The 944-nt window shown below is 59.5% G+C and carries 1 rRNA gene and 1 other annotated feature (1 of these 2 running past the window's edge); the gene reads right to left on the reverse strand.

The features are described 5' to 3' along the window. Positions 1 to 44 precede the first annotated feature (44 nt). A 5S ribosomal RNA gene (rrf, locus tag ALLO2_RS22705) occupies positions 45 to 161 on the reverse strand. A gap of 70 nt (positions 162 to 231) precedes the next feature. Beyond that, positions 232 to 944 (reverse strand) — a sequence feature (mutual gap in cmsearch alignment for this rRNA model is longer than 100); it runs 2,340 nt beyond the window's last position.

Consider the following 944-nt stretch of genomic DNA (forward strand, 5'->3'; position numbering starts at 1 on the left):
GTGTGGGGCTGTCTCCCTAGGGAGACAGCCCCACACTCGTATACGTCCGGCGGCGTCCTACTCTCCCACACAGTCCCCCATGCAGTACCATCGGCGCTGAAGAGCTTAGCTTCCGGGTTCGGAATGAGACCGGGCGTTTCCCCTTCGCCAAAACCACCGAAACACTATCCAGATATACCAGCCGAACCGGCCGTACACCCGAGAACCGCACAGTGGACGCGTAGCACCTTCGAAGACAAGCCCTCGGCCTATTAGTACCGGTCAGCTCCATGCGTCACCGCACTTCCACCTCCGGCCTATCAACCCGATCATCTAGTCGGGGGCCTTACCAGGCTACCCTGTGGGAGACCTCATCTCGAAGCAGGCTTCCCGCTTAGATGCTTTCAGCGGTTATCCCTTCCGAACGTAGCCAACCAGCCATGCNCNTGGCNGNACAACTGGCACANCAGAGGTTCGTCCGTCCCGGTCCTCTCGTACTAGGGACAGCCCTTCTCAAGNCTCCTNCGCGCGCGGCGGATAGGGACCGAACTGTCTCACGACGTTCTAAACCCAGCTCGCGTACCGCTTTAATGGGCGAACAGCCCAACCCTTGGGACCTACTCCAGCCCCAGGATGCGACGAGCCGACATCGAGGTGCCAAACCTTGCCGTCGATATGGACTCTTGGGCAAGATCAGCCTGTTATCCCCGGGGTACCTTTTATCCGTTGAGCGACGGCGCTTCCACAAGCCACCGCCGGATCACTAGTCCCTGCTTTCGCACCTGCTCGACNNGTCNGTCTCACAGTCAAGCTCCCTTGTGCACTTGCACTCAACNCCTGATTGCCAACCAGGCTGAGGGAACCTTTGGGCGCCTCCGTTACCCTTTAGGAGGCAACCGCCCCAGTTAAACTACCCACCTGACACTGTCCCTGATCCGGATCACGGACCCAGGTTAGACATCCAG

The sequence above is a fragment of the Frankia sp. Allo2 genome (assembly GCF_000733325.1).
GTDB lineage: Bacteria > Actinomycetota > Actinomycetes > Frankiales > Frankiaceae > Frankia > Frankia casuarinae.